This is a genomic window from Rhizobium esperanzae, from assembly GCF_014197615.1.
Lineage (GTDB): Bacteria > Pseudomonadota > Alphaproteobacteria > Rhizobiales > Rhizobiaceae > Rhizobium > Rhizobium esperanzae_A.
The window spans coordinates 27590-46906 of sequence record NZ_JACIFY010000031.1 but is presented as its reverse complement, the minus strand read 5'-3'; the positions used below and the strand labels follow the sequence as shown (position 1 = coordinate 46906).

Below are 19317 nucleotides of genomic sequence, written 5' to 3'. Positions count from 1 at the left end.
CTCAAATCATCCATCGCTCAATTCTCCTGCGTCCAGCAAGAGAATCAGAACACCATCACATAGGCAATTCTAAATGTGTGAATGCCATAGCCCCGATGGGGAGAAGGGGACAAGCAATGAGATGCAGGCCACCCGACGTCATGGCCGCAGGAGGAATATGATGGCCGAGGAACTGGAAACCGAGCGTCCCGACGTTCGCGAGGATGGACGCCGCCCGCCGCGGGCGGTGGTCGGTTCGCATCGCGTCGAGGAGGAGATGTTCGGCAAGGCCTTCGACGGCAATATCATCAAGCGCATCTGGGCTTTCGTTCATCCCTATCGCCGCCAGGTCGCCTGGGCGGTCGTTGCCGTCCTGACCTTCACGACGATGCAATTGCTGATCCCGCTGATCATCCGCTATGCCATCGACCACGGCATGTCACCGGGCGGCAATCCTTCGGCGCTGATCTGGGCGATCGTCGCCTTCGCCGTTGCCATATCCATCAATTATGCGGCAAGCTACGCTCAGGAGACGCTGGTCGGAGGCGTGGCGGAAGACGTGCTCTTCGATATCCGCAGGGCGATGTTTTCGCATCTCCAGCGCGTCTCGCTCTCCTTCATGGACAAGACCGAAGTGGGACGGCTGATGTCGCGCCTGCAGGGCGACGTCAACTCGATGCAGGAATTCCTCGAAACCTCGGTCCTGTCGGTCGGCGATATCGTGCTGCTCTTCGGCATCGTTTTCGTGATGCTCTATCTCGATTTCAAGCTGGGGCTGCTGACGCTTTCGGTGCTGCCGGTGCTCTTCGTCGTCCGGCTGTTCTGGCTGCCACTCGCCCGCAAGTCCTTCATGGCCGCGCATGAGACCAATTCGGTCGCCAACGGCGCGCTTGCCGAAGCCATCCACGGCGTGCGCGCCGTCCAGAGCATGGACCGGCAGGGCGTCAACTTCACGCTCTACGACGACAAGGCGCGGGCCAACCTCAAGACGCATCTGACGGCGGCGCGTTATGCCCAGGTGATGGTGCCGATCGTCGACAGCCTGACCGGTGTCGCAATGGCGCTCGTCATCGTCGTCGGCGGCGCCCGCGTCCTCAACCAGGCGCTCGATGTCGGCGTGCTCGTCGCCTTCCTGTTCTACATCCAGCGCTTTTTCGACCCGATCCGTTCGCTGACCCTGCAATATTCGGTGATGCAGCGCGCCATGGCGTCGGGCCAGCGGCTGACCGAAGTGCTCGACGTGCCCGTCGACATCAAGGATGCGCCGGATGCCAAGGTCCTGTCGCGCGACATGGACGGCTCGGTGGAATTCAAGGACGTCGTCTTCGGCTACAATCCGAAGCATCCGGTGCTGAAACATGTGAGCTTCAAGGTCAATCCCGGCGAGACGGTGGCGCTTGTGGGTCCGACGGGATCCGGCAAATCGAGCTGCATGTCGCTGATCCATCGCTTCTACGACGTGCAGCAGGGCCAGGTGCTGGTCGGCGGCCACGACGTGCGCGCCCTGACGCAGGATTCGCTCGGGGCGGAGATCGCCATGGTGCTGCAGGAACCCTTCCTCTTCACCGGCACCGTCTTCGAAAACATCCGCTACCACAAGCAGGATGCGACCCGAGAACAGGTGATCGAGGCGGCAAAAGCCGTTGGCGCGCACGAGTTCGTCATGCGCCTGCCCGATGGTTACGACAGCGTTCTCGGCGAGCGCGGCGGCAATCTTTCGCTCGGCCAGCGCCAGCTTTTGAGCTTTGCCCGCGCGCTTGTGGCGGATGCGAAGATCCTGGTGCTCGACGAGGCGACCGCCAATATCGACAGCTATACCGAGATGCTGATCCAGAAGGCGCTGGTAAAACTGCTCGAAAACCGCACCGGTCTCGTCATCGCCCACCGCCTGGCGACGATTCGCGAGGCGGACCGCATCATCGTGCTGCAGAACGGCGAAATCATCGAAAACGGCAACCACCGGCAATTGATGAAGAACGGCAAGCTCTATTCCAGGCTCTATAACCTCAATTACGCCTCCTTCGACGATATTCCCGAAGATGTGTTGGACGCCACCGGGTATGACCTGAAACATACGGGCATGACCTGAACCAGGCGGTCTCCAGTTTGGCAGCATCGATTCCAACGTCCGAGCAACCCTGGGAAGACCAATATAGGGCGAGCCACCGTCAGCCACGAAGACGGAGATACGTTACAATCAACCCTTCGCTGCGGAAGCTTCACCAGCACGGCGCATGAGGAAATCGTGCTCCCTCTTATTTTCGGCAAGCGCTGCTGCCGCTTCAAAGGCTCGCCGCGCTTCGTCGAATCGGCCAAGCTTATAAAGAAGATCGCCGCGAACGCTGGGCAGAAGATGATAGTCCTTCAATGCGGGCTCGTCGCGCAGGCTTTCAATGATGTCCAGTGCCGCCTCGGGGCCGTCGACCATGCCGATGGCCACCGCTCGATTGAGTTCGACGATCGGCGAAGGCAGAAGCCCGGAAAGCTCCGCATAGAGACCGGCGATCCGCCTCCAATCGGTTGCATCGGCGCTCATCGCTTTTGCGTGACATGCGATGATCGCGGCCTGCAGGGCATAGATCCCGCCGGCGCCGTCAAGCTCCTCGGCCCGCGTCAGCGCCTTCAACCCGCGCTGAATCTGTAACCGATCCCAGCGGCCGCGATTTTGTTCGAGAAGCAGGATCGGATCGCCGGCAGCATCCGTCCGCGCCGCAGCACGGGAGGCGTTCAGTTCCATCAAAGCCAGCAACGCATGCGCCTCCGGCTCCAGCGGCGCCACTGATGTCAAGACCCGGCCCAGCCGCAGCGCCTCATTGCACAATTGCAGCCGAAACCAGTTGTCGCCGCGCGCGGCCGTGTAACCCTCGTTGAAGATCAAATAGATGACCTCCAGCACCGAGGCGAGACGTTGCGATAGTTGCTCGCCATGCGGCGTCTCATAGGCCAGCCCCGAATCCGACAATGTCTTCTTGGCGCGGAGGATGCGTTGGGCGATCGCAGCTTCCGACACCAGGTATGCCCTGGCGATTTCTTGTGTCGTCAGGCCGCAGATCATCCGTAAGGCCAGAGCTACGCGCGCCTCGCGCGAGATCAGCGGATGGCACGCCGTAAATATCAGGCGCAGCATTTCATCGCCGATATCATCATCCAGAGGAGTGTCTAGATCGGGCATGATCTGCTCTTCCTCCTCCATCTCCCGGACGATCATCTGGTGCTTCTGATCCAGCATCCGGCGACGACGCAGATGATCGAGCGCTCGACGCTTGGCAGTTGTCATAAGCCATGCGCCGGGCCGTTCGGGGATTCCCGTCTTCGGCCATCGTTCCAGGGCTACAGTGAGCGCTTCCTGTGTCAGATCCTCGGCAAGCGGCACGTCGCGCAGCAATCGTGCCAGGCTGGTGATAAGCCGCGGCTGTTCGATCCGCCAGACGGCCAGGATCGTTTGATGGGTGTCGGCGGCCGTCACGGCCGCCCGCCTAGATTAAGGGTCGAAAGGATCATGCCCTTGCTTCGGCAAGCGGGTCGCAGATCCCTTCCGCACCCGGCTCAAAATAGGCGCGCACTTCACACGTGCCGTCCCAACCGGGCATGAGATCCTTGTGCAACTGCATGAACTCGACCGCCAGCGCCACGGCCTCCTCTTTGCTCTGCAGTTCGAAGATCGCATAACCGCCGACGACCTCCTTGGCCTCGACGAAAGGGCCATCGATAACGCTCAACTTGCCGTCCCGGATCGTGACACGGGCACCGGTCGCCAGCGGCATCAGCCCTGCCGTATCGAGCATGCGGCCGGCCTTGATTTCCCGATCGGCAAGCTTGCCTATCGCCTCGATAAGCTCGGGCGTCGGATGCACCGAATCGGTGGACGTGACGATCGACATGAAACGCATGGGAATTTCCCTCCAGGAGCGAGACGCCGGCACCATTGCCGCTAAACAAGCCCGCTCATATTGACGACGAAGCAGCCATTCGCAAATCGACAATGGTCTCGAAAAAATTTGGATCGGAGCAGAGCGCCAGCAGATCCTGCCGGCCCGCCTTTTTCGCAATAGTCGCCGGCACAACGACGGAGCGACGAATAGTCGTCGAAGGCTCTGCTAACCCTGAACGGTCGCCTCGCAGGGTAAAGGAGTCGGCGCCGAGGTATGTTCAAACGGCCGCATTCACCTTTTGGCGGTGGAACCAATCCCTTTTGCCGGATGTGCGCATCGGGAATTTTGCATCAATCTCGCCATACGACCGGAGGGACGAAATGGCGAGCAATTACCGTTTGGAAGCGAGGGATACCACCTGGGCCATCATCGACATAGCAACTGATGCACCGGCCCGACTGGATGGCATACCACTCGTAACAATGGAGGCTGCGGAAGCCCGACACATGCTTCGTATACTTTATGACATCGATCGGATCCGAACCAATTCGAAGTGGTGGGCGAAGCTCGTCAAAAAGCGGGCAAAGATGATAGCCTCCTCGCACGATGTGCAGGCGGTGGAGTTCGAGCCGCTGCGGCCGTTTGGTTCAAGCAATTGGACTTGAGACAATGAATCGCATCGCTAAAAGCGTGCCGCGGGCGCTCGCCTCCACACTGATATGCCCCCACACTGATATGAATGTCCGAGATAAGCCTTTTTGATAAATATTCGCCCTGCTCCGACGCGGTTACAATTTTCGTTTGAGAAGAAGGGAGTGAACGATGAAAGCGATCACGGTTTCTGGCCTCATTCTGCTAGCCTTCGCATCTGCTGCTTATGCCGCAACCATGACGGCGGAGCAGATGAAAAGTGAGTTGGTAGGCCACCCAATTCACTGGAAGTCAAAGACTCAATCGGGCGTCACAACTTATAAACCGGACGGGACGATCGAAGCGACTGTCGAGGGTGACAAGGCCACCTACAAGGGCACATGGAGCATCAAAGACAACAAGATGTGCGAGAAGTTCGATAAGGAAAAATGTGCAACGATCAATTCGCTTGGAGGTAAGAAATACTCCAAGGGGGGCGGAACGTTTACCGTGGAATAGCACGCACGTCCGTTCCCAAACCGGCACAACACCTTCCCATGCACCTTTAGCCCCGCGAACTGCGGGGCTTTTTAATAACCGTGAGGAGTAGCCTGTGCGGCCCGCTCCACTCCAGACCCGACTAGACCGCTTAAGGCGGGCTTCCTCTATGGAAGTGGCTCATCAGCTGATTTTCAGAGAGTGTCTCGGGCAACTCACGGCCCCGTCGCCTCTATAAGCAACAATGCCCTGCGACGACCGCTGCGGAATCGGCGACCTGATATATGGTGTTCAGCGATGACATGCGTTAATGCATGTCGCAAAGTTTGAACGAACAAACGACTTGCTGCCGCATTTCTCTTTTATCCGGGGCGAGTGCCATGTCAGGAGAACGTCATGAAGAGAATTATTAGCAGCCTGTTGATCGCCACGGCCCTTGTCGGAGCGGCCATCCAGCCTGCTGCCGCACGCGACCACCATCATCACAATAACACCGGCCGCATCATCGCCGGCGGCGTCGCCGCAGGTGTCGTCGGCGGCCTGATCGGCGGCGCCCTCGTCAATGGCGGCGGCCCGCGTTACGTCGACGAAGGTCCGCGTTATGTGGAGAGCCCCCGCTATGTCGAGCCCCAACCGAGATGCTGGTATGAGGACCGCGACGTGCGCAACCGCTATGACGGCGGCTACCACGCCGAGACCGTAAGGGTCTGCGAGTAGTCCCTGGATTGTTGCGGCGGCACTGGTTTTAACACCGCCGTTTGCCCTCAGCCGAGGCTGCCTCCCGCAGCCTCGGTGTTTTTTTTCAAAAGATGAACCCCTCTCCGGCTGCCAAGACCCCTTCGCAAAAACTCCATCCGCCCCCGCCGCCTGTCATCCGGCTGTCAGAGACGCGCAATAGCTGAGAGCCGATGAATGATGGTCCCGTGAACGGCGGCAGGATGCCGAAAAAAGAGCGCATGCGTTTCGTCAGCGCCGAGCAGGTGGCGCAGCTGGCGGGCGTTTCGCGTTCCGCCGTGTCGCGCACCTTCACGCCGGGCGCAAGCGTGGCGCCGGCGACACGCGAAAAGGTGCTGCGGGCCGCTGAAGAGCTCGGCTATCACGTCAACGATCTCGCGCGCGGCGTGCTTGCCAATCAGAGCCGCCTCGTCGGCATCGTTGCGACCCGGCCGGAAGTGGGCTTTCGTGCGCATCTGGCGGCAGCCCTTGCCAAATCGCTGATCCGGCGCGGCAGCATCCCGATCCTCGTCAACACCGGCCAGACGGAAGAAGAGCTGCTCGCCGCCCAGAAGATGCTGATCGGCCACCGCGCCGAGGCGATCATCATTCTGTCCGGCTCGCCGCCGGCAAGTTTCCTCGAACTCGCGCAGCGAAACGGTCAGCCGCTCGTCGTCATCGGCCGTTCGGAGCCCGACGCCGACCATGTGCGCGCCGGCAATTCCGAAGCCTCGCGCCGGGCGGCGACGGCCTTTTACGAAAGCGGCAGGCGGCGGCTGGCGGTGATCGGATCCAACTCGGGAACGCCTGCGATCGTCGAACGCGAAAGCGCCTTCCTGTCGGCGGCCGAATCGCTCGGCGCATCCGTCATGGCCGCACGCGGCGACGATTCCGATTATCAGGGCGGCGTCACCGCCGGCCGCGCGCTCTTTGCGGAAAAAATAAAACCCGACGCCATCTTCTGCGCCAACGACCTGATCGCCTTCGGATTGATGGATGTCGCGCGCCAGGAAACACGGCTGCGCATTCCCGAAGATCTCGCCGTCATCGGCTTCGACGATGTGCCGGAATCCGCCTGGCTGAGCTACCAGCTCACCACCTTCCGCCAGGACCCGCTTGTTATGGCGCAACGCGCCGTCGCACTGATGGAGCGGCGGCTTGAAAACCCGGACGCCCCGCCGGCTTCCGAACGCGTCATTCCGGAACTCGTCATCCGCCGGAGCTTCAGGCCATAATCCTTCCCCCGACTTTTCGCAGGCGCCATCCTGTGGCAAGAAAGGACAAATGCGATCCGATCGGGAGGAAAATCGTCGGAGATGAAAGGAATTCGCCAGCTCGCCGAGCATCTCGACATTTCGATCGGGACCGTGTCCCGGGCGCTGAACGGCAAGCCTGACGTCAATGAAGACACGCGCCGGCGGGTGCTTGCCGCCGCCGAGGAGCTCGGTTACGTCGCCAACCAGTCGGGCCGCAGCCTTCGCCAGGGCATGACCAATGTCATCGGGCTGATGCTCGAGGTCAGCCGCGAGACGGTCGAAAACAGCGACGACTTCTTCCTCGGCGTCACCGACGGGCTGCAGAGCGTGTTTTCCCGCCACAAGCTCGACCTGGTCATGCTGCCCTGCCCCGACGACGAGGATTCGCACGAATATCTGAAGCGCATGGTGGCTCGCCGCCTCGTCGACGCGATGATCATCTCGGCGACACGGCGCACCGACCGGCGCATCGAGCTTTTGGAAAAGGCCCGCATCCCCTTCGTGGCGCTCGGCCGCAGCGCATCGGGCGGCAGCTACACCTGGATGGATCTCGATTTCGAGGGCGTGGCGGCGCGCGGCGTCGACCGGCTGGTCGCCAAAGGCCATAGGCGGATCGCGGTCGCCGCCCCCTCCTCCGACATCAATCTCGGCTACATCTTCCTCGACAGCTATCGCCAGGCGCTGAAACGCCACGATATCGCCTTCGACCCGGCGCTGGTCATCCGCGTCAAATCGAGCGAACAGGGCGGCTATCAGGCCGGCCACGAACTGCTGATGATCGAAGAGCGGCCGACCGCGATCATCCTGATCCACGAGCTGATGGCGATCGGGCTTTACCGCAGGCTGGCAGAGGCCGGCATCGTGCCCGGCCGCGATCTCGCCGTCGTCGGTTTCCGCGAGGAGCCGCGCACGCATTTCCTGCAGCCGACGCTGACCTCCTTCCGCATGTCGCTGCGCGATCTCGGCGCCCAGCTCGGCGAAACCCTGCTCGCCACCATGCCGGCCTATGCCGAGCATTATCCGCAGGGCGCCCGCAACCGCATCTGGCCGCTGGAACTCGTTCCCGGTGAAAGCGACGCTTTCACGCTGACGGTCTGACGCGTTCAGACCCGGCTCGGCGCCACCGGGGGCTCCCGGCTCGCCAGCTGCCGGGTGACGAAGAACACCAGCAGGGCGCCGGCCGCAAGGCAGGCGGCCAGGAAGAACATCGGCGCGATGGTGCTGCCGCTCTCATCCTTGATCCACGGCACGACGTTCTGGGCGACGAAACCGCCGAGATTTCCGACCGAATTGATGGCGGCAAGGCCAGCCGCGGCCCCCGCCCCTTTCAGGAAACGCGAGGGCAGGCTCCAGAACACCGGCTGGGGCGCGAAGATCCCGGCAGCGGCCACGCAGAGGAAGGCGAATTGCAGCGTGTGGTTCGGGATCAGCGCCGAAAGCAGCAGGCAGGCCGCACCGATAAAGGCGGGGATGACGATATAGGGCGTCTTCGATTGCGCCTTGTCGGCCATGGCAGGCACGACATAGAGGGCGACCGCCACCAAAAGCCAGGGAATGATGTTGAGGAAGCCGTTCACCGTATTGCTGACGCCGAAGGCCTTGACGATGGTCGGCAGCCAGTAGCTCAGCCCATAGGCCGACAGCGGAAAGGCGATGTAGCAAAGCGCCATCAGCAGCACACGCGGATCGATCAGCGCCTTGAAGCCGTTTCCGGCATTTTCGCCCATGCCGGCATTTTCCGAGGCGAGCCGGCGTTCGAGCCAGGCCTTCTCCTCGCCGTTCAGGAAACTTGCATTTTCCGGCCGGCCGGGAAGATAGAAGAAGGTGACGATGCCGGCGAGAACAGCCGGAATACCGGTCGCCAGGAACACCCATTCCCAGCCGGCAAAACCGTAGAGACCGTCGAGATCGAGCAACACGCCGCCGAGCGGCGCACCGACGGCATTGGCGATGGCGCTGAAAATCATGAACAGCCCGACCATCCGGCCGCGATAGGTCGCGGGAAACCAGAGCGTCAGGAGATAGAGCACGCCCGGAAAGAAGCCGGCTTCGCAGACACCGAGCAGGAAACGCAGGATATAGAACATCGTGGCGTTCTGCGTAAACGCGAGCGCCACGGTGACGAGGCCCCAGGAAACCAGGATGCGGGCGAACCAGACGCGGGCGCCGAGCCTGTCGAGGAAGAGGTTGCTCGGCACCTCGAAGAGAAAATAGCCGATGAAGAACAGCGAAGCGCCGAGGCCGTAGGCATATTCGCTCATCCCCAGCGCATCGACCATCTGCAGCTTGGCGAAGCTGACATTCTGCCGGTCGATATAGGCGATGAGGTAGAGGATGCCGAGAAACGGCATCAGCTTCCAGGTGATTTTCGAGATCAGCCGCTTCTCGTCGACCATGCGTATCCTCCGGAATGACAATGCTTCGTCAGGCCTAGATAGCGCGGCACGCCGATAATCAATTGCGTGTGCATTTTCTCTGCGGTCGCGCCCACCCCGGGGGCCGCCCTGCCCGGCTGATTGCGCCTTCCGATCAGGCAAACACCGTCATTTGCGCCGGCACGACCGCGAACATGCCGACCCGGCGCGCGGCAAGATATTTCACCAGCTGTTCGACCAGCGACGGCATGACCGGCTTCTGCACCACACCGACCGCACCCTTGACGCCGCCGGCGACCATTTCGGGATTGCCGGTCATGAAGACCACCGCAATGCCATGTTCTTCCGCCAGCCGCCGGCCGATCTCGGGCCCGGTCGGGCCGTCGGCGAGATTGACGTCGACGAAGGCGATATCGGCCAGCGGCGCCAGCCGCAGCGCCTGTTCGCAATCATTGGCAAGGCCGGCGACCTGCATCCCCATGCCTTCGACCGTCGCCCCGAGATCCAGGGCGATCAGGAATTCATCTTCGACGATCAATACTCTCTGCTTCATGAGATCATCTCGTTGCCAGCGCCGCACGACATTGGTGGCCATGATATATCCCCTTGTTACGCACATACTTCGAAAGAGGGTCCGCTCCGGCAGCTGTCCCTGCACGAAACTCGTGAGCCGTAACGGGCAACTCAACCATATGTTCCACCGCGGAACGCGTTTTCTATAATTTAAGATATTGTTAATGTTGATGAATTCTTAATGGCGGGAAACCAGGCTTAAAAGGGCGGCGCCGTGGCGGCCGGCGAGGACCGCACGCGGTCGACCTGACAGACCTCATGTCAAATGGGCAGAAGGCAAGCATAATCAAGACGGCTTCTGCAGCCATCCGCATTCTGGATGAGCGCGCGATGAGGCGATATAGTCATGCCGTCAGCGCGAAGGTGAGGAACCTGGTGAGAAGCAAATTCATCCTTTTGGCCATCCTGATCGCCAGCCTGTTCGCCTACACGAAATTGATGGCCAGGATCGGCTCGGGCTCACCGCCTGCGGATGCGCCGCTCGCACAACAGGCCGACCTCATCCGCGTTTATAAATCCGAACGCCGCATGGTGCTCCTCAAAGGGGACGTTCCGATCGCGACATACCGGATTTCCCTGGGGCAGGCTGCCGATGCCGGGGCCAAGCAACGGGAAGGCGACGAAAAAACACCGGAAGGGCGTTATGAAATCGACTGGCGAAATCCCAGGTCGATGGCGCATCTCAGCCTGCATATTTCCTATCCGAACCCGGAGGACCGGCGCAACGCCGAATCCAACGGCTTTCCGCCCGGCGGCAATATCATGATCCACGGGCTTCCCAATGGCTGGGGCCTGTTCGCGGAAAGCCATCGGCTGTGGGATTGGACGGATGGCTGCATTGCCGTCACCAATGCCGAGATGCGCGACATCTGGGCCCGCGTCCCCAACCATACGCCGATCGACATCATGCCCTGAAGCAGTCAGCCCTTGGCCTTCCTGACAAGGACCGGCTGGCTGCGGTAGTCGGCCGGAAACAGCGACTTCAGGTTCTCGATTTTCGGCAGGTCGTTGTAGACGATATAGGGATAGGTCGGATTGAGCGTCAGGAAATCCTGATGATAGGCTTCGGCCCGATAGAAGCCGGTGGTGTCGGACACCTTGGTGACGATCGGCTGGGCGAAGACATGCGCCTTGTCGAGCTGGTCGATATAGCGCTCGGCCACCTTGCGCTGCTCCGGCCCGGCGACGAACAGCGCCGAGCGGTATTGCGTTCCCCGATCCGGCCCCTGGAAATTCAGCTGTGTCGGATTGTGCGCCACCGAGAAGAAGATCTGCAGCAACTTGCCGTAGCTCACCTCTTTCGGATCGAATGTCACCTCGACGGATTCGGCATGACCGGTCGCGCCGGTGCTGACGGTTTCGTACTGCGCCGTCGCCGCCTTCCCGCCGGCATAACCGGAGACGGCGCTCTTGACGCCCTTGACGTGCTGGAAGACGCCCTGGACGCCCCAGAAGCAGCCGCCGGCGAAAATGGCGGTCTCGGTCCCTGCCCCGGCGGCCTCGTCGACGGCAGGCGGCGGGATGACGACGGCGTCTTCGGCCGCGCCTGCGGCACTCGCACCGATTGAAAGAAGAGTGGCGGCAAGGAGCGCTGTCAGACTCCTGCGGCGGGATGACGTGAACATGGCGCTACCTCCGGCGATCGCAGAAAATCCTTGCTCATGTCAGTCGAAGCCGCAAATCACAAGGCGATCACTCACGCCGATGTGACAGCCGGACGAAAGCGCCTGTGCGAAGTTGAAACAGCGCGCGAGTGAGATTGACAATTTCCCGTAGAGTGAGGAGAGTGCCCGCCGGTCAGAGCCTGCATCGCCTGTATCCTTGGGGGGAACCTATGTCCGTGCGCTCGTTTTTCGCTTCCGCGACAATCGCATTTTTTTCCACGATCGCCGTCAGCTTTCCCGCAGCCGCTGCGGACACCAAGCGCGACATTCAGACGATCAAGGACGCCGATTTCTTCGGCTTCGATCTTCGCACCGAGCAGAACGTCTCGCTCGACCAGTGCAAGACCTCCTGCATCGGCGACAAGAGCTGCAAGGCCTTCACCTACAATCCCAAGGTGAAATGGTGTTTCCTGAAGTCGGACTTCAAGACGATGAACGCCTTCCCCGGCGCCATCGCCGGCAAGATCGTCGAAACATCAGGCAAGCAGGAGCCGGATCTCGGCGCCGCACCGCGCCTGACCTTCCTGAGCAACGACCTCATCCAGCAGGCCCGCGACTTCAAGGATAATCTGGCGCTTGCCGACGACCAGCAGGGCCAGGGCGCCGACAGCCTGACGGCCAATGCCCGCATCGACCTCACCGGCAACAATCTGGCCGACGCGCTGAAGTCCTTCCATGGCGCGCTGTCGATCACCCCCGACGACGCCGATCTCTGGCTCGAAACCGCCCGCGCCGCCGCTTCGCTCGGCACCGCCGAGACCAATACATCAGGCCAGGCGGTGCTCGATGCGCTGAACGGCTACGAGCTGACGCGCACCAAGCCGAAGCGCGCCGAGGCGCTCGCCGTCCTCGCCGACGCCCTGGACCGAAACGCCAATTACCGCCCGGCGCTCGACGCCTACAAGGCGAGCCTGGCGCTGGTTGCCTCCGAGGATGTGCAGGCGGCCTATCTGCAGCTGAAGTCGACGCAGGGCTTCCGCATCACCGAACACACGGTCGATGCCGACAGCGCCACGCCGCGCGCCTGCGTCACCTTCTCCGAAGCGCTGATCAAGACCACCGACTATACCCCCTTCGTGACGCTGAACGGGGCCGCCCCCAAGGCGCTGGAAACCAAGGACAAGCAGATCTGCGTCGAGGGGCTGACGCATGGCGAGACCTACAAGATCGCCTTCCGCACCGGCCTGCCGTCATCGGTCGACGAGGCGCTCGAAGCCCCCGTCAGCATCGACGTCTATATCAAGGACCGCAGCCAGATGGTGCGCTTCACCGGCGACAGCTTCGTGCTGCCCTCGACGGCGCGCCGCGGCATCCCGCTCGTCTCGGTCAATCTGACCTCGGCCAATCTCAAGCTCTACCGCATCGGCGACCGCGCCATCGCGCCGCTGCTGACCAACTCGCAATTCCTGAGCCAGCTCGACGGCTACAGCGCCCAGAACATTCAGGACCAGAACGGCGAACTCGTCTGGCAGGGCTCGATCGACATCGCCAACGAGCTCAACAAGGACATCGTCACCAGCTTCCCCGTCGACGAGGCGCTGCCGGAGCGCAAGCCCGGCATCTACGTGCTGACCGCAACCGGCCCGAACGGCCCGGCGCAGGAGTGGGATTCGCAGGCGACGCAATGGTTCCTCATCTCCGATATCGGCATCACCACCTATGCCGGCACGGACGGGCTCAACGTCTTCACCCGGTCGCTCGCCTCGGCCAAGCCGATCGCAGGCGTCGAGCTGCAGTTGCTCGCCAAGAACAATGAAGTGCTCGGCACCGCGACGACCGACGAAAACGGCCGCGCCACCTTCACCGCCGGCCTGATCCGCGGCACCGCGGCGCTGACGCCCGCCGTCATCACCGCCAGGAACGGCGCCTCGGACTACGTCTTCCTCGACATGACGCGGGCCGGCTTCGACCTTTCCGACCGCGGCGTCACCGGCCGTGCCGCCCCCGGCGCGATCGATGTGCTGACCTTTACCGAACGCGGCATCTACCGCGCCGGCGAAACGGTGCATGCGCAGGCGCTCGCCCGCGACACCGACGGCAACGCCATCGAGAACCTGCCGCTCACCTTCATCTTCAGCCGCCCCGATGGCGTCGAAGACCGGCGGATCGTCAGCCAGACCAGCAATCTCGGCGGTTACAGCGTCGATTTCGCCACCCAGGAAAACGCCATGCGCGGCACCTGGACGATGAATATCTATACCGACCCCAAGGGCAGCGCGATTGCCAGCAAGAGCTTCCTCGTCGACGATTTCGTACCCGATCGCACCGACATGGAGATCAAGACCGAGGCCAAGGAAATCGGCCCGGATACGCCGGCGACGATCACCATTGCGGGCAAATATCTCTATGGCGCCCCGGCCGCCGGCCTGACGCTCGAAGGCGACGTCGTCGTCAAGCCGACGCGCGAGAGTGCCGCCTTTAAGGGCTTCCTGTTCGGTCTTGCCGACGAGGAGGCGAGCGAGGATTCGCGCCTGCCGCTCGACGGCCTGCCCGAGCTCGACGAGAATGGCGAAGCCTCGACCGATCTCACCGTCGGCGACCTGCCGGCAACGACGCAGCTGCTCAACGCCACCGTCTATGTGAGAATGCGGGAAGCGGGCGGACGCGCCATCGAGCGCTCGCTGGTGCTTCCGGTGAAGAGCGACCGCGCGGCGATCGGCATCAAGCCGGAATTTTCCGACGACCTGCCGGAGAACTCGATCGCCAACTTCACGGTGGTCGGCGTTAATGCCGGCGGACAGAAGCAGGAGACCAAGGGCCTGCGCTGGAAATTCTACAGCCTCAACCGCGAATACCAATGGTATCGCGAGGGAACGGCGTGGAAATACGAGCCGGTCTATACCGCCGAGCAGGTTGCCAATGGCAGCGTCGACGCGACGATGGACGGCGGCAAGATCGCCGTGCCGGTGAAATGGGGCCGCTATCGCCTCGAAGTGGAAAGCCCGGATGCCGACGGCCCGACCTCCAGCGTCGAATTCGACGCCGGCTGGTTCGTCACCTCGACCTCGACCGAAACACCGGACGGGCTTGAGATCGCCCTCGACAAGGACAGCTACAAGATCGGCGACACCGCCAAGCTGAAAGTCACCTCGCGCTACGGCGGCGAGCTGATGGTGACGGCCGGAACCGAAAAGCTGGTCGCCGTGCAGAATGCAACGATGGGCGAGAGCGGCGGCGAGGTCGACATCCCCGTCACTGCGGATTGGGGCGCCGGCGCTTATGTCACCGCCACGCTGTTCCGTCCCGGCGATGCCCAGGACAGCCACATGCCGATGCGCTCGATCGGAATCAAATGGCTGAAGGTCGATCCCGAACAGCGCGCGCTGCAGGTCAAGCTCGACACGCCGGAAAAAATGCTGCCGCGCGGACCGCTTGAGATCGGCCTGCAGGTGGCGGGCGCCGGCGCCGATGAGGACGCCTATGTCACGATCGCCGCCGTCGATGTCGGCATTCTCAACCTGACGCGCTACGAACCGCCGAATCCGGAGGACTGGTATTTCGGCCAGCGCCAGCTCGGCCTTGAAATCCGCGACCTCTATGGCCGCCTGATCGACGGCTCGCTGGGTGCGACCGGCAAGCTCAGAACTGGCGGCGACGGCGGTGCGGTGGCGCTGCAGGCAAGCCCGCCGACGCAGAAACTCGTCGCCTTCTTCTCCGGCCCGGTAAAGCTCGACGCCGAAGGCAAGGCGTATGTCTCCTTCGACATTCCGCAATTCAACGGCACAGCGCGTGTCATGGCGGTGGCCTGGTCGAAGACCGGTGTCGGCCATGGCGTCAAGGATGTGATCATCCGTGATCCCGTCGTCGTGACCGCCAGCCTGCCGAAGTTCCTCGCCCCCGGCGACAAGGCCAATCTGCGCCTCGACATCGCCAATACCGATGCGCCGGCCGGCGACTACAAGCTGCAGCTGACCGGCAACGACGCGGTCGGCATCGAACAGGCTTCCGCCGCCCAGACGATCCGTCTGGAAGCCGGGGCAAAATCCGAGCTGACGCTGTCTCTGATCGGCAAGCAACCGGGCGCCGGCAGCGTCTCGATCAACCTCTCCGATGCTTCCGGCCTTTCGCTCGACCAGACGGTCGACGTGCCGGTGCGCCCGGCATCGCTGCCGATCACCGAACGGCGGGTGCTGGCGCTGAAGCCCGGGGCAAAACTCACCGTCGACAAGAACCTGCTTGCCGACAGTGTGCTGCCCGGCGCCTCGATCAGCGTCAATGTCACCCGGTCGGCCGCCTTCGACATTCCCGCCCTGCTGATGACGCTCGACCGCTATCCCTTCGGCTGCGCCGAGCAGACCACCAGCCGGGCGCTACCGCTGCTCTACCTCGCCGAAGTCGCGAAGCAGGCCGGCATGGCCAATGACGACGACGTGCACAGCCGCGTGCAGGATGCGATCTACCGCGTGCTCTCCTATCAGGCCTCTGCCGGCAGCTTCGGCCTCTGGGGACCGGATTCGGGCGACGTCTGGCTCGATTCCTACGTCACCGATTTCCTGACGCGGGCTCGCGAAATGAAATATGACGTGCCGGAAAAGGCCTTCGTGCAGGCCCTGGAAAACCTGCAGAACACGCTGTCCTATACCACCGACATCAAGGGCCAGGGCGACCAGATCGCCTATGCCGTCTACGTGCTTGCCCGCAACAAGAAGGCCGCGATCAGCGATCTGCGCTACTACGCCGACACGATGATCAACGACTTCCCGACGCCACTCGCCAAGGCGCATATCGCCGCCGCACTGGCGCTCTACGGCGATGCGCAGCGTTCGAAGAACATCTTCCTCGACGCGCTGCAAATGTCTGAGCAGTCGATGGTCTCGCGCGTGAACTTCTCGCGCACCGACTACGGCACGATCCTGCGCGATGGTGCTGCGATCCTGGCACTTGCCGCCGAAAGCCGGCCGGTGCCGCCGGTCATTCCGGAACTCTCCAAGGCCGTCGCCAAGGAATGGGGACGCAGCAAATACAAGAGCACCCAGGAAGAAACCTGGATGCTGCTTGCCGCGCGCGCCATCCAGGGCGGCGACGACGACCTGAAAATCGACGTCAACGGCGCCGCACACACCGGCGCCTATATGGCCGGCATGACCGGCGAGGCGCTCGCCGACCATCCGCTGACGCTGACCAACCAGACGAGTGACGCGGTCTCGGCCGTCGTCACCACCGTTGCCGCCCCGACCACGCCGCTGCCGGCCGGCGGCGACGGCTTCCTGATCGAGCGCAGCTATTATACGCTCGACGGCGAGGAGGCGAATGTCAGCGAAGCGAAACAGAACGAGCGCTACGTCGTCGTCCTCCATGTGCGCGAAACCAACGACTGGCCGTCGCGCATCGTCATCACCGATCTGCTGCCGGCCGGCTTCGAGATCGACAATCCTAACCTCGTCGACAGCGCCCAGATGACGAATTTCGACTGGATAGGCGAAATCTCCGCCGCCCATACCGAATTCCGCTACGACCGCTTCGTCGCCGCCTTCAACCGCGCTCAGGGCGATGAGCGCGAATTCAACGTCGCCTATGTCGTGCGCGCCGTCACCCCCGGCACCTACGACCATCCGGCCGCCAGCGTCGAGGACATGTACCGTCCCGAGCTTTCGGCCCGCACGGCGACCGGCAAGATGGAGGTCGTGGCGGCGCAATAATGAGGCTGTGGCACAAGTTTGCGATCGGATCCGTCGCCGGCATTGTTCTTGCCGGCGCGGCTCTCTTCGCGCTCGACGCCGCCGACAAGGCCTTTCCGCCGCCGCTTGACAAAGCGGATCTGGTTTCCGCCGAAGTGCTGGATGCCGACGGGCAATTGCTGCGTGCCTTTGCGACCTCGGAAGGCCGCTGGCGGCTGAAGACCACGGTCGCCGACGTCGATCCGCAATTCCTGCGCATGCTTGTTGCCTATGAGGATCAGCGTTTCTACGAGCATGGCGGCATCGATGCCTGGGCACTCGGGCGGGCGGCGACGCAATTCATCCGCAACGGCCGCATCGTTTCCGGCGCCTCGACGCTGTCGATGCAGGTGGCGCGGCTGATCGAGCCGCGCGCCGGACGCTCGCTTTCGGCCAAACTCCTGCAGCTCGCCCGCGCCGTGCAGATCGAGCGGCGGCTGTCGAAAGAGCAGATCCTCGATCTCTATCTCACCCATGCGCCCTATGGCGGCAATCTGGAAGGCGTGCGCGCCGCAAGCCTTGCCTATTTCGGCAAGGAGCCGCGCCGCCTGACGGTCGCCGAAGCCGCCCTGCTCGTCGCCCTGCCGCAATTGCCGGAACGGCGCCGGCCGGACCGCAATCTCAAGGCGGCGCAAGAGGCGCGCAAGCGCGTGCTCGAGCGGGCCGCCGTGGCCGAAGCCGTCGGCGACGGCGAGGCGGAGCGGGCCGAGGGTGTCGCCATCCCGCCGCGGCGCATGCAATTGCCGGCACTCGCCGCCCATGTCGGCGAAGCCGCGCTGCGCAAGGAGCCTGCTGTCCTCAAGCACCAGACGACCTTGAAGAAGCAGGTGCAGCAGGGGCTGGAATCGGTCGCCCGCGCCGCGGCGATGAAACTCGGGCCGAAGCTTTCGCTCGCCATGGTGATGGCGGATGCCCAGACCGGCGCGATCGTCGGCGAAGTCGGCTCGGCCGATTATTTCGACGCCAGCCGCTCCGGCTGGATCGACATGACGCGCGTCAACCGTTCGCCCGGCTCGACGCTGAAGCCCTTCATCTATGGGCTCGCCTTCGAGCAGGGCCTCGTCTCCCAGGAGACGATCATCGAGGACCGGCCGGCCGATTTCTTCGGCTACCGGCCACGCAATTTCGACATGAGCTACCAGGGCGACGTCACCGTGCGCGAGGCCTTGCAGCTTTCGCTGAACGTGCCTGCTGTCAAGCTGCTCGACGCCGTCGGCCCGTCGCGGCTGATGGTGCGCTTCCGCCGCGCCGAGGTGCGCCCGGTCCTGCCGCCGGACGAGACACCGGGGCTGGCGATCGGTCTCGGCGGCGTCGGCATCACGCTCAAGGATCTGGTGCAGCTCTATACGGCGCTCGCCAATCGCGGCCAGCCGGCAAGGCTCGGCGACGGCATCACCGGCACGCCCGGCAAACTCGACGGCGAACCGCTGCTGGAGCCGGTCGCGGTCTGGAACGTCGCCGATATTCTCTCCGGCGTCATTCCCCCCGCCGGCGCGCCGCAGCGCGGCATCGCCTACAAGACCGGCACCAGCTACGGTTATCGCGACGCCTGGTCGGTCGGTTATGACGGCCGTTATGTGCTCGGCGTCTGGGTCGGACGGCCCGATAACAGCGCCGTTCCGGGCCTGACCGGCTACGGCACCGCCGCGCCCATCCTGTTCGAGGGCTTCGCCAAATCGGGCATATCGACGACGCCGCTGCCCCGCCCGCCGGCGGGTGCCGTGCGCATCGCGCAGTCCGAGCTGCCGATCAGCCAGCGGCGTTTTGCGCTGAATGCCAGCGGCCTGCTCGTCGCCTCCGGCCGCGAGCCGGCGCCTCAGATCGTCTATCCCCCCGAGGGCGCCCATATCGATCTCGGCGCCGGAGCCGGCGACCTGTCGCCGCTGATGCTGAAGCTGCAGGGCGGCCGCGCCCCCTTCCGCTGGCTTGCCAACGGCAAGCCGCTGCCCGATCTCTCGCGCCGCCGCACCCAGCAATGGCTGCCCGACGGCGGCGGCTACTCGAAACTGACCGTCATCGATTCAGCCGGCCGCGCCGCCAGTGTGGGCGTTTTCATCGATTGAAGCGCATCACCCGGACGTGTGCAGCATAGAGGAGAG

General features: G+C 63.1%; 14 protein-coding genes. 9 read left to right on the top strand and 5 right to left on the bottom strand.

Features of this window, described 5'->3' with window-relative positions; genetic code table 11:
• Positions 1 to 160: 160 nt before the first annotated feature.
• Entirely contained in the window at positions 161 to 2068 is a 1908-nt protein-coding gene (locus tag GGD57_RS28025) for an ABC transporter ATP-binding protein (RefSeq protein ID WP_184473429.1), read from the top strand.
• A gap of 108 nt (positions 2069 to 2176) precedes the next feature.
• Here GGD57_RS28025 and GGD57_RS28020 read toward each other — a convergent pair whose 3' ends face one another.
• Positions 2177 to 3445 (bottom strand): sigma-70 family RNA polymerase sigma factor, encoded by a 1269-nt coding sequence (locus GGD57_RS28020; RefSeq protein WP_184473428.1) that lies wholly within the window; start codon positions 3443 to 3445, stop codon positions 2177 to 2179.
• A 31-nt stretch (positions 3446 to 3476) separates the two neighbouring features.
• Entirely contained in the window at positions 3477 to 3869 is a 393-nt protein-coding gene (locus GGD57_RS28015) for a YciI family protein (protein WP_184473427.1), read from the bottom strand.
• 362 nt (positions 3870 to 4231) lie between these two features.
• On the opposite strand from GGD57_RS28015, the gene GGD57_RS28010 reads away from it, so the two are divergent.
• The 5 genes from GGD57_RS28010 (at position 4232) to GGD57_RS27990 (ending at position 8047) form a co-directional block, all read left to right on the top strand.
• A complete protein-coding gene (locus GGD57_RS28010) occupies positions 4232 to 4516 on the top strand; it encodes a hypothetical protein (protein ID WP_184473426.1) in 285 nt (94 codons plus the stop codon).
• A gap of 157 nt (positions 4517 to 4673) precedes the next feature.
• Positions 4674 to 5000 (top strand): hypothetical protein, encoded by a 327-nt coding sequence (locus GGD57_RS28005; RefSeq protein ID WP_184473425.1) that lies wholly within the window; start codon positions 4674 to 4676, stop codon positions 4998 to 5000.
• 375 nt (positions 5001 to 5375) lie between these two features.
• The gene (locus GGD57_RS28000; protein WP_184473424.1) at positions 5376 to 5696 is read left to right on the top strand and encodes a hypothetical protein; all 321 of its coding nucleotides are present in this window, start codon (positions 5376 to 5378) and stop codon (positions 5694 to 5696) included.
• A gap of 191 nt (positions 5697 to 5887) precedes the next feature.
• Positions 5888 to 6928: a LacI family DNA-binding transcriptional regulator gene (locus GGD57_RS27995; protein ID WP_184473423.1), complete on the top strand. Its 1041-nt coding sequence runs from the start codon at positions 5888 to 5890 to the stop codon at positions 6926 to 6928.
• A gap of 81 nt (positions 6929 to 7009) precedes the next feature.
• The gene (locus GGD57_RS27990; protein ID WP_184473422.1) at positions 7010 to 8047 is read left to right on the top strand and encodes a LacI family DNA-binding transcriptional regulator; all 1038 of its coding nucleotides are present in this window, start codon (positions 7010 to 7012) and stop codon (positions 8045 to 8047) included.
• A 5-nt stretch (positions 8048 to 8052) separates the two neighbouring features.
• Here GGD57_RS27990 and GGD57_RS27985 read toward each other — a convergent pair whose 3' ends face one another.
• The gene (locus tag GGD57_RS27985) at positions 8053 to 9345 is read right to left on the bottom strand and encodes an MFS transporter (protein ID WP_184473421.1); all 1293 of its coding nucleotides are present in this window, start codon (positions 9343 to 9345) and stop codon (positions 8053 to 8055) included.
• 133 nt (positions 9346 to 9478) lie between these two features.
• Positions 9479 to 9919 (bottom strand): response regulator, encoded by a 441-nt coding sequence (locus GGD57_RS27980; protein WP_184473420.1) that lies wholly within the window; start codon positions 9917 to 9919, stop codon positions 9479 to 9481.
• 353 nt (positions 9920 to 10272) lie between these two features.
• Here GGD57_RS27980 and GGD57_RS27975 point away from each other — a divergent pair, with 353 nt between their 5' ends.
• Positions 10273 to 10812, top strand: a complete 540-nt coding sequence (locus tag GGD57_RS27975) for a L,D-transpeptidase family protein (RefSeq protein WP_184473419.1) — start codon at positions 10273 to 10275, stop codon at positions 10810 to 10812.
• A gap of 5 nt (positions 10813 to 10817) precedes the next feature.
• Here the strand turns inward: GGD57_RS27975 and msrA are convergent, their stop codons facing one another.
• The gene (msrA, locus tag GGD57_RS27970; RefSeq protein WP_184473418.1) at positions 10818 to 11522 is read right to left on the bottom strand and encodes a peptide-methionine (S)-S-oxide reductase MsrA; all 705 of its coding nucleotides are present in this window, start codon (positions 11520 to 11522) and stop codon (positions 10818 to 10820) included.
• A 209-nt stretch (positions 11523 to 11731) separates the two neighbouring features.
• Here msrA and GGD57_RS27965 point away from each other — a divergent pair, with 209 nt between their 5' ends.
• Positions 11732 to 17200: an alpha-2-macroglobulin family protein gene (locus GGD57_RS27965; RefSeq protein ID WP_184473417.1), complete on the top strand. Its 5469-nt coding sequence runs from the start codon at positions 11732 to 11734 to the stop codon at positions 17198 to 17200.
• Positions 17200 to 19281 carry a penicillin-binding protein 1C gene (pbpC, locus tag GGD57_RS27960; RefSeq protein ID WP_184473416.1) on the top strand — a complete coding sequence of 694 codons (2082 nt, stop codon included), beginning with the start codon at positions 17200 to 17202 and terminating at the stop codon, positions 19279 to 19281. Before GGD57_RS27965 ends, pbpC begins: the two co-directional genes overlap by 1 nt.
• The last annotated feature ends 36 nt before the right edge of the window (positions 19282 to 19317 follow it).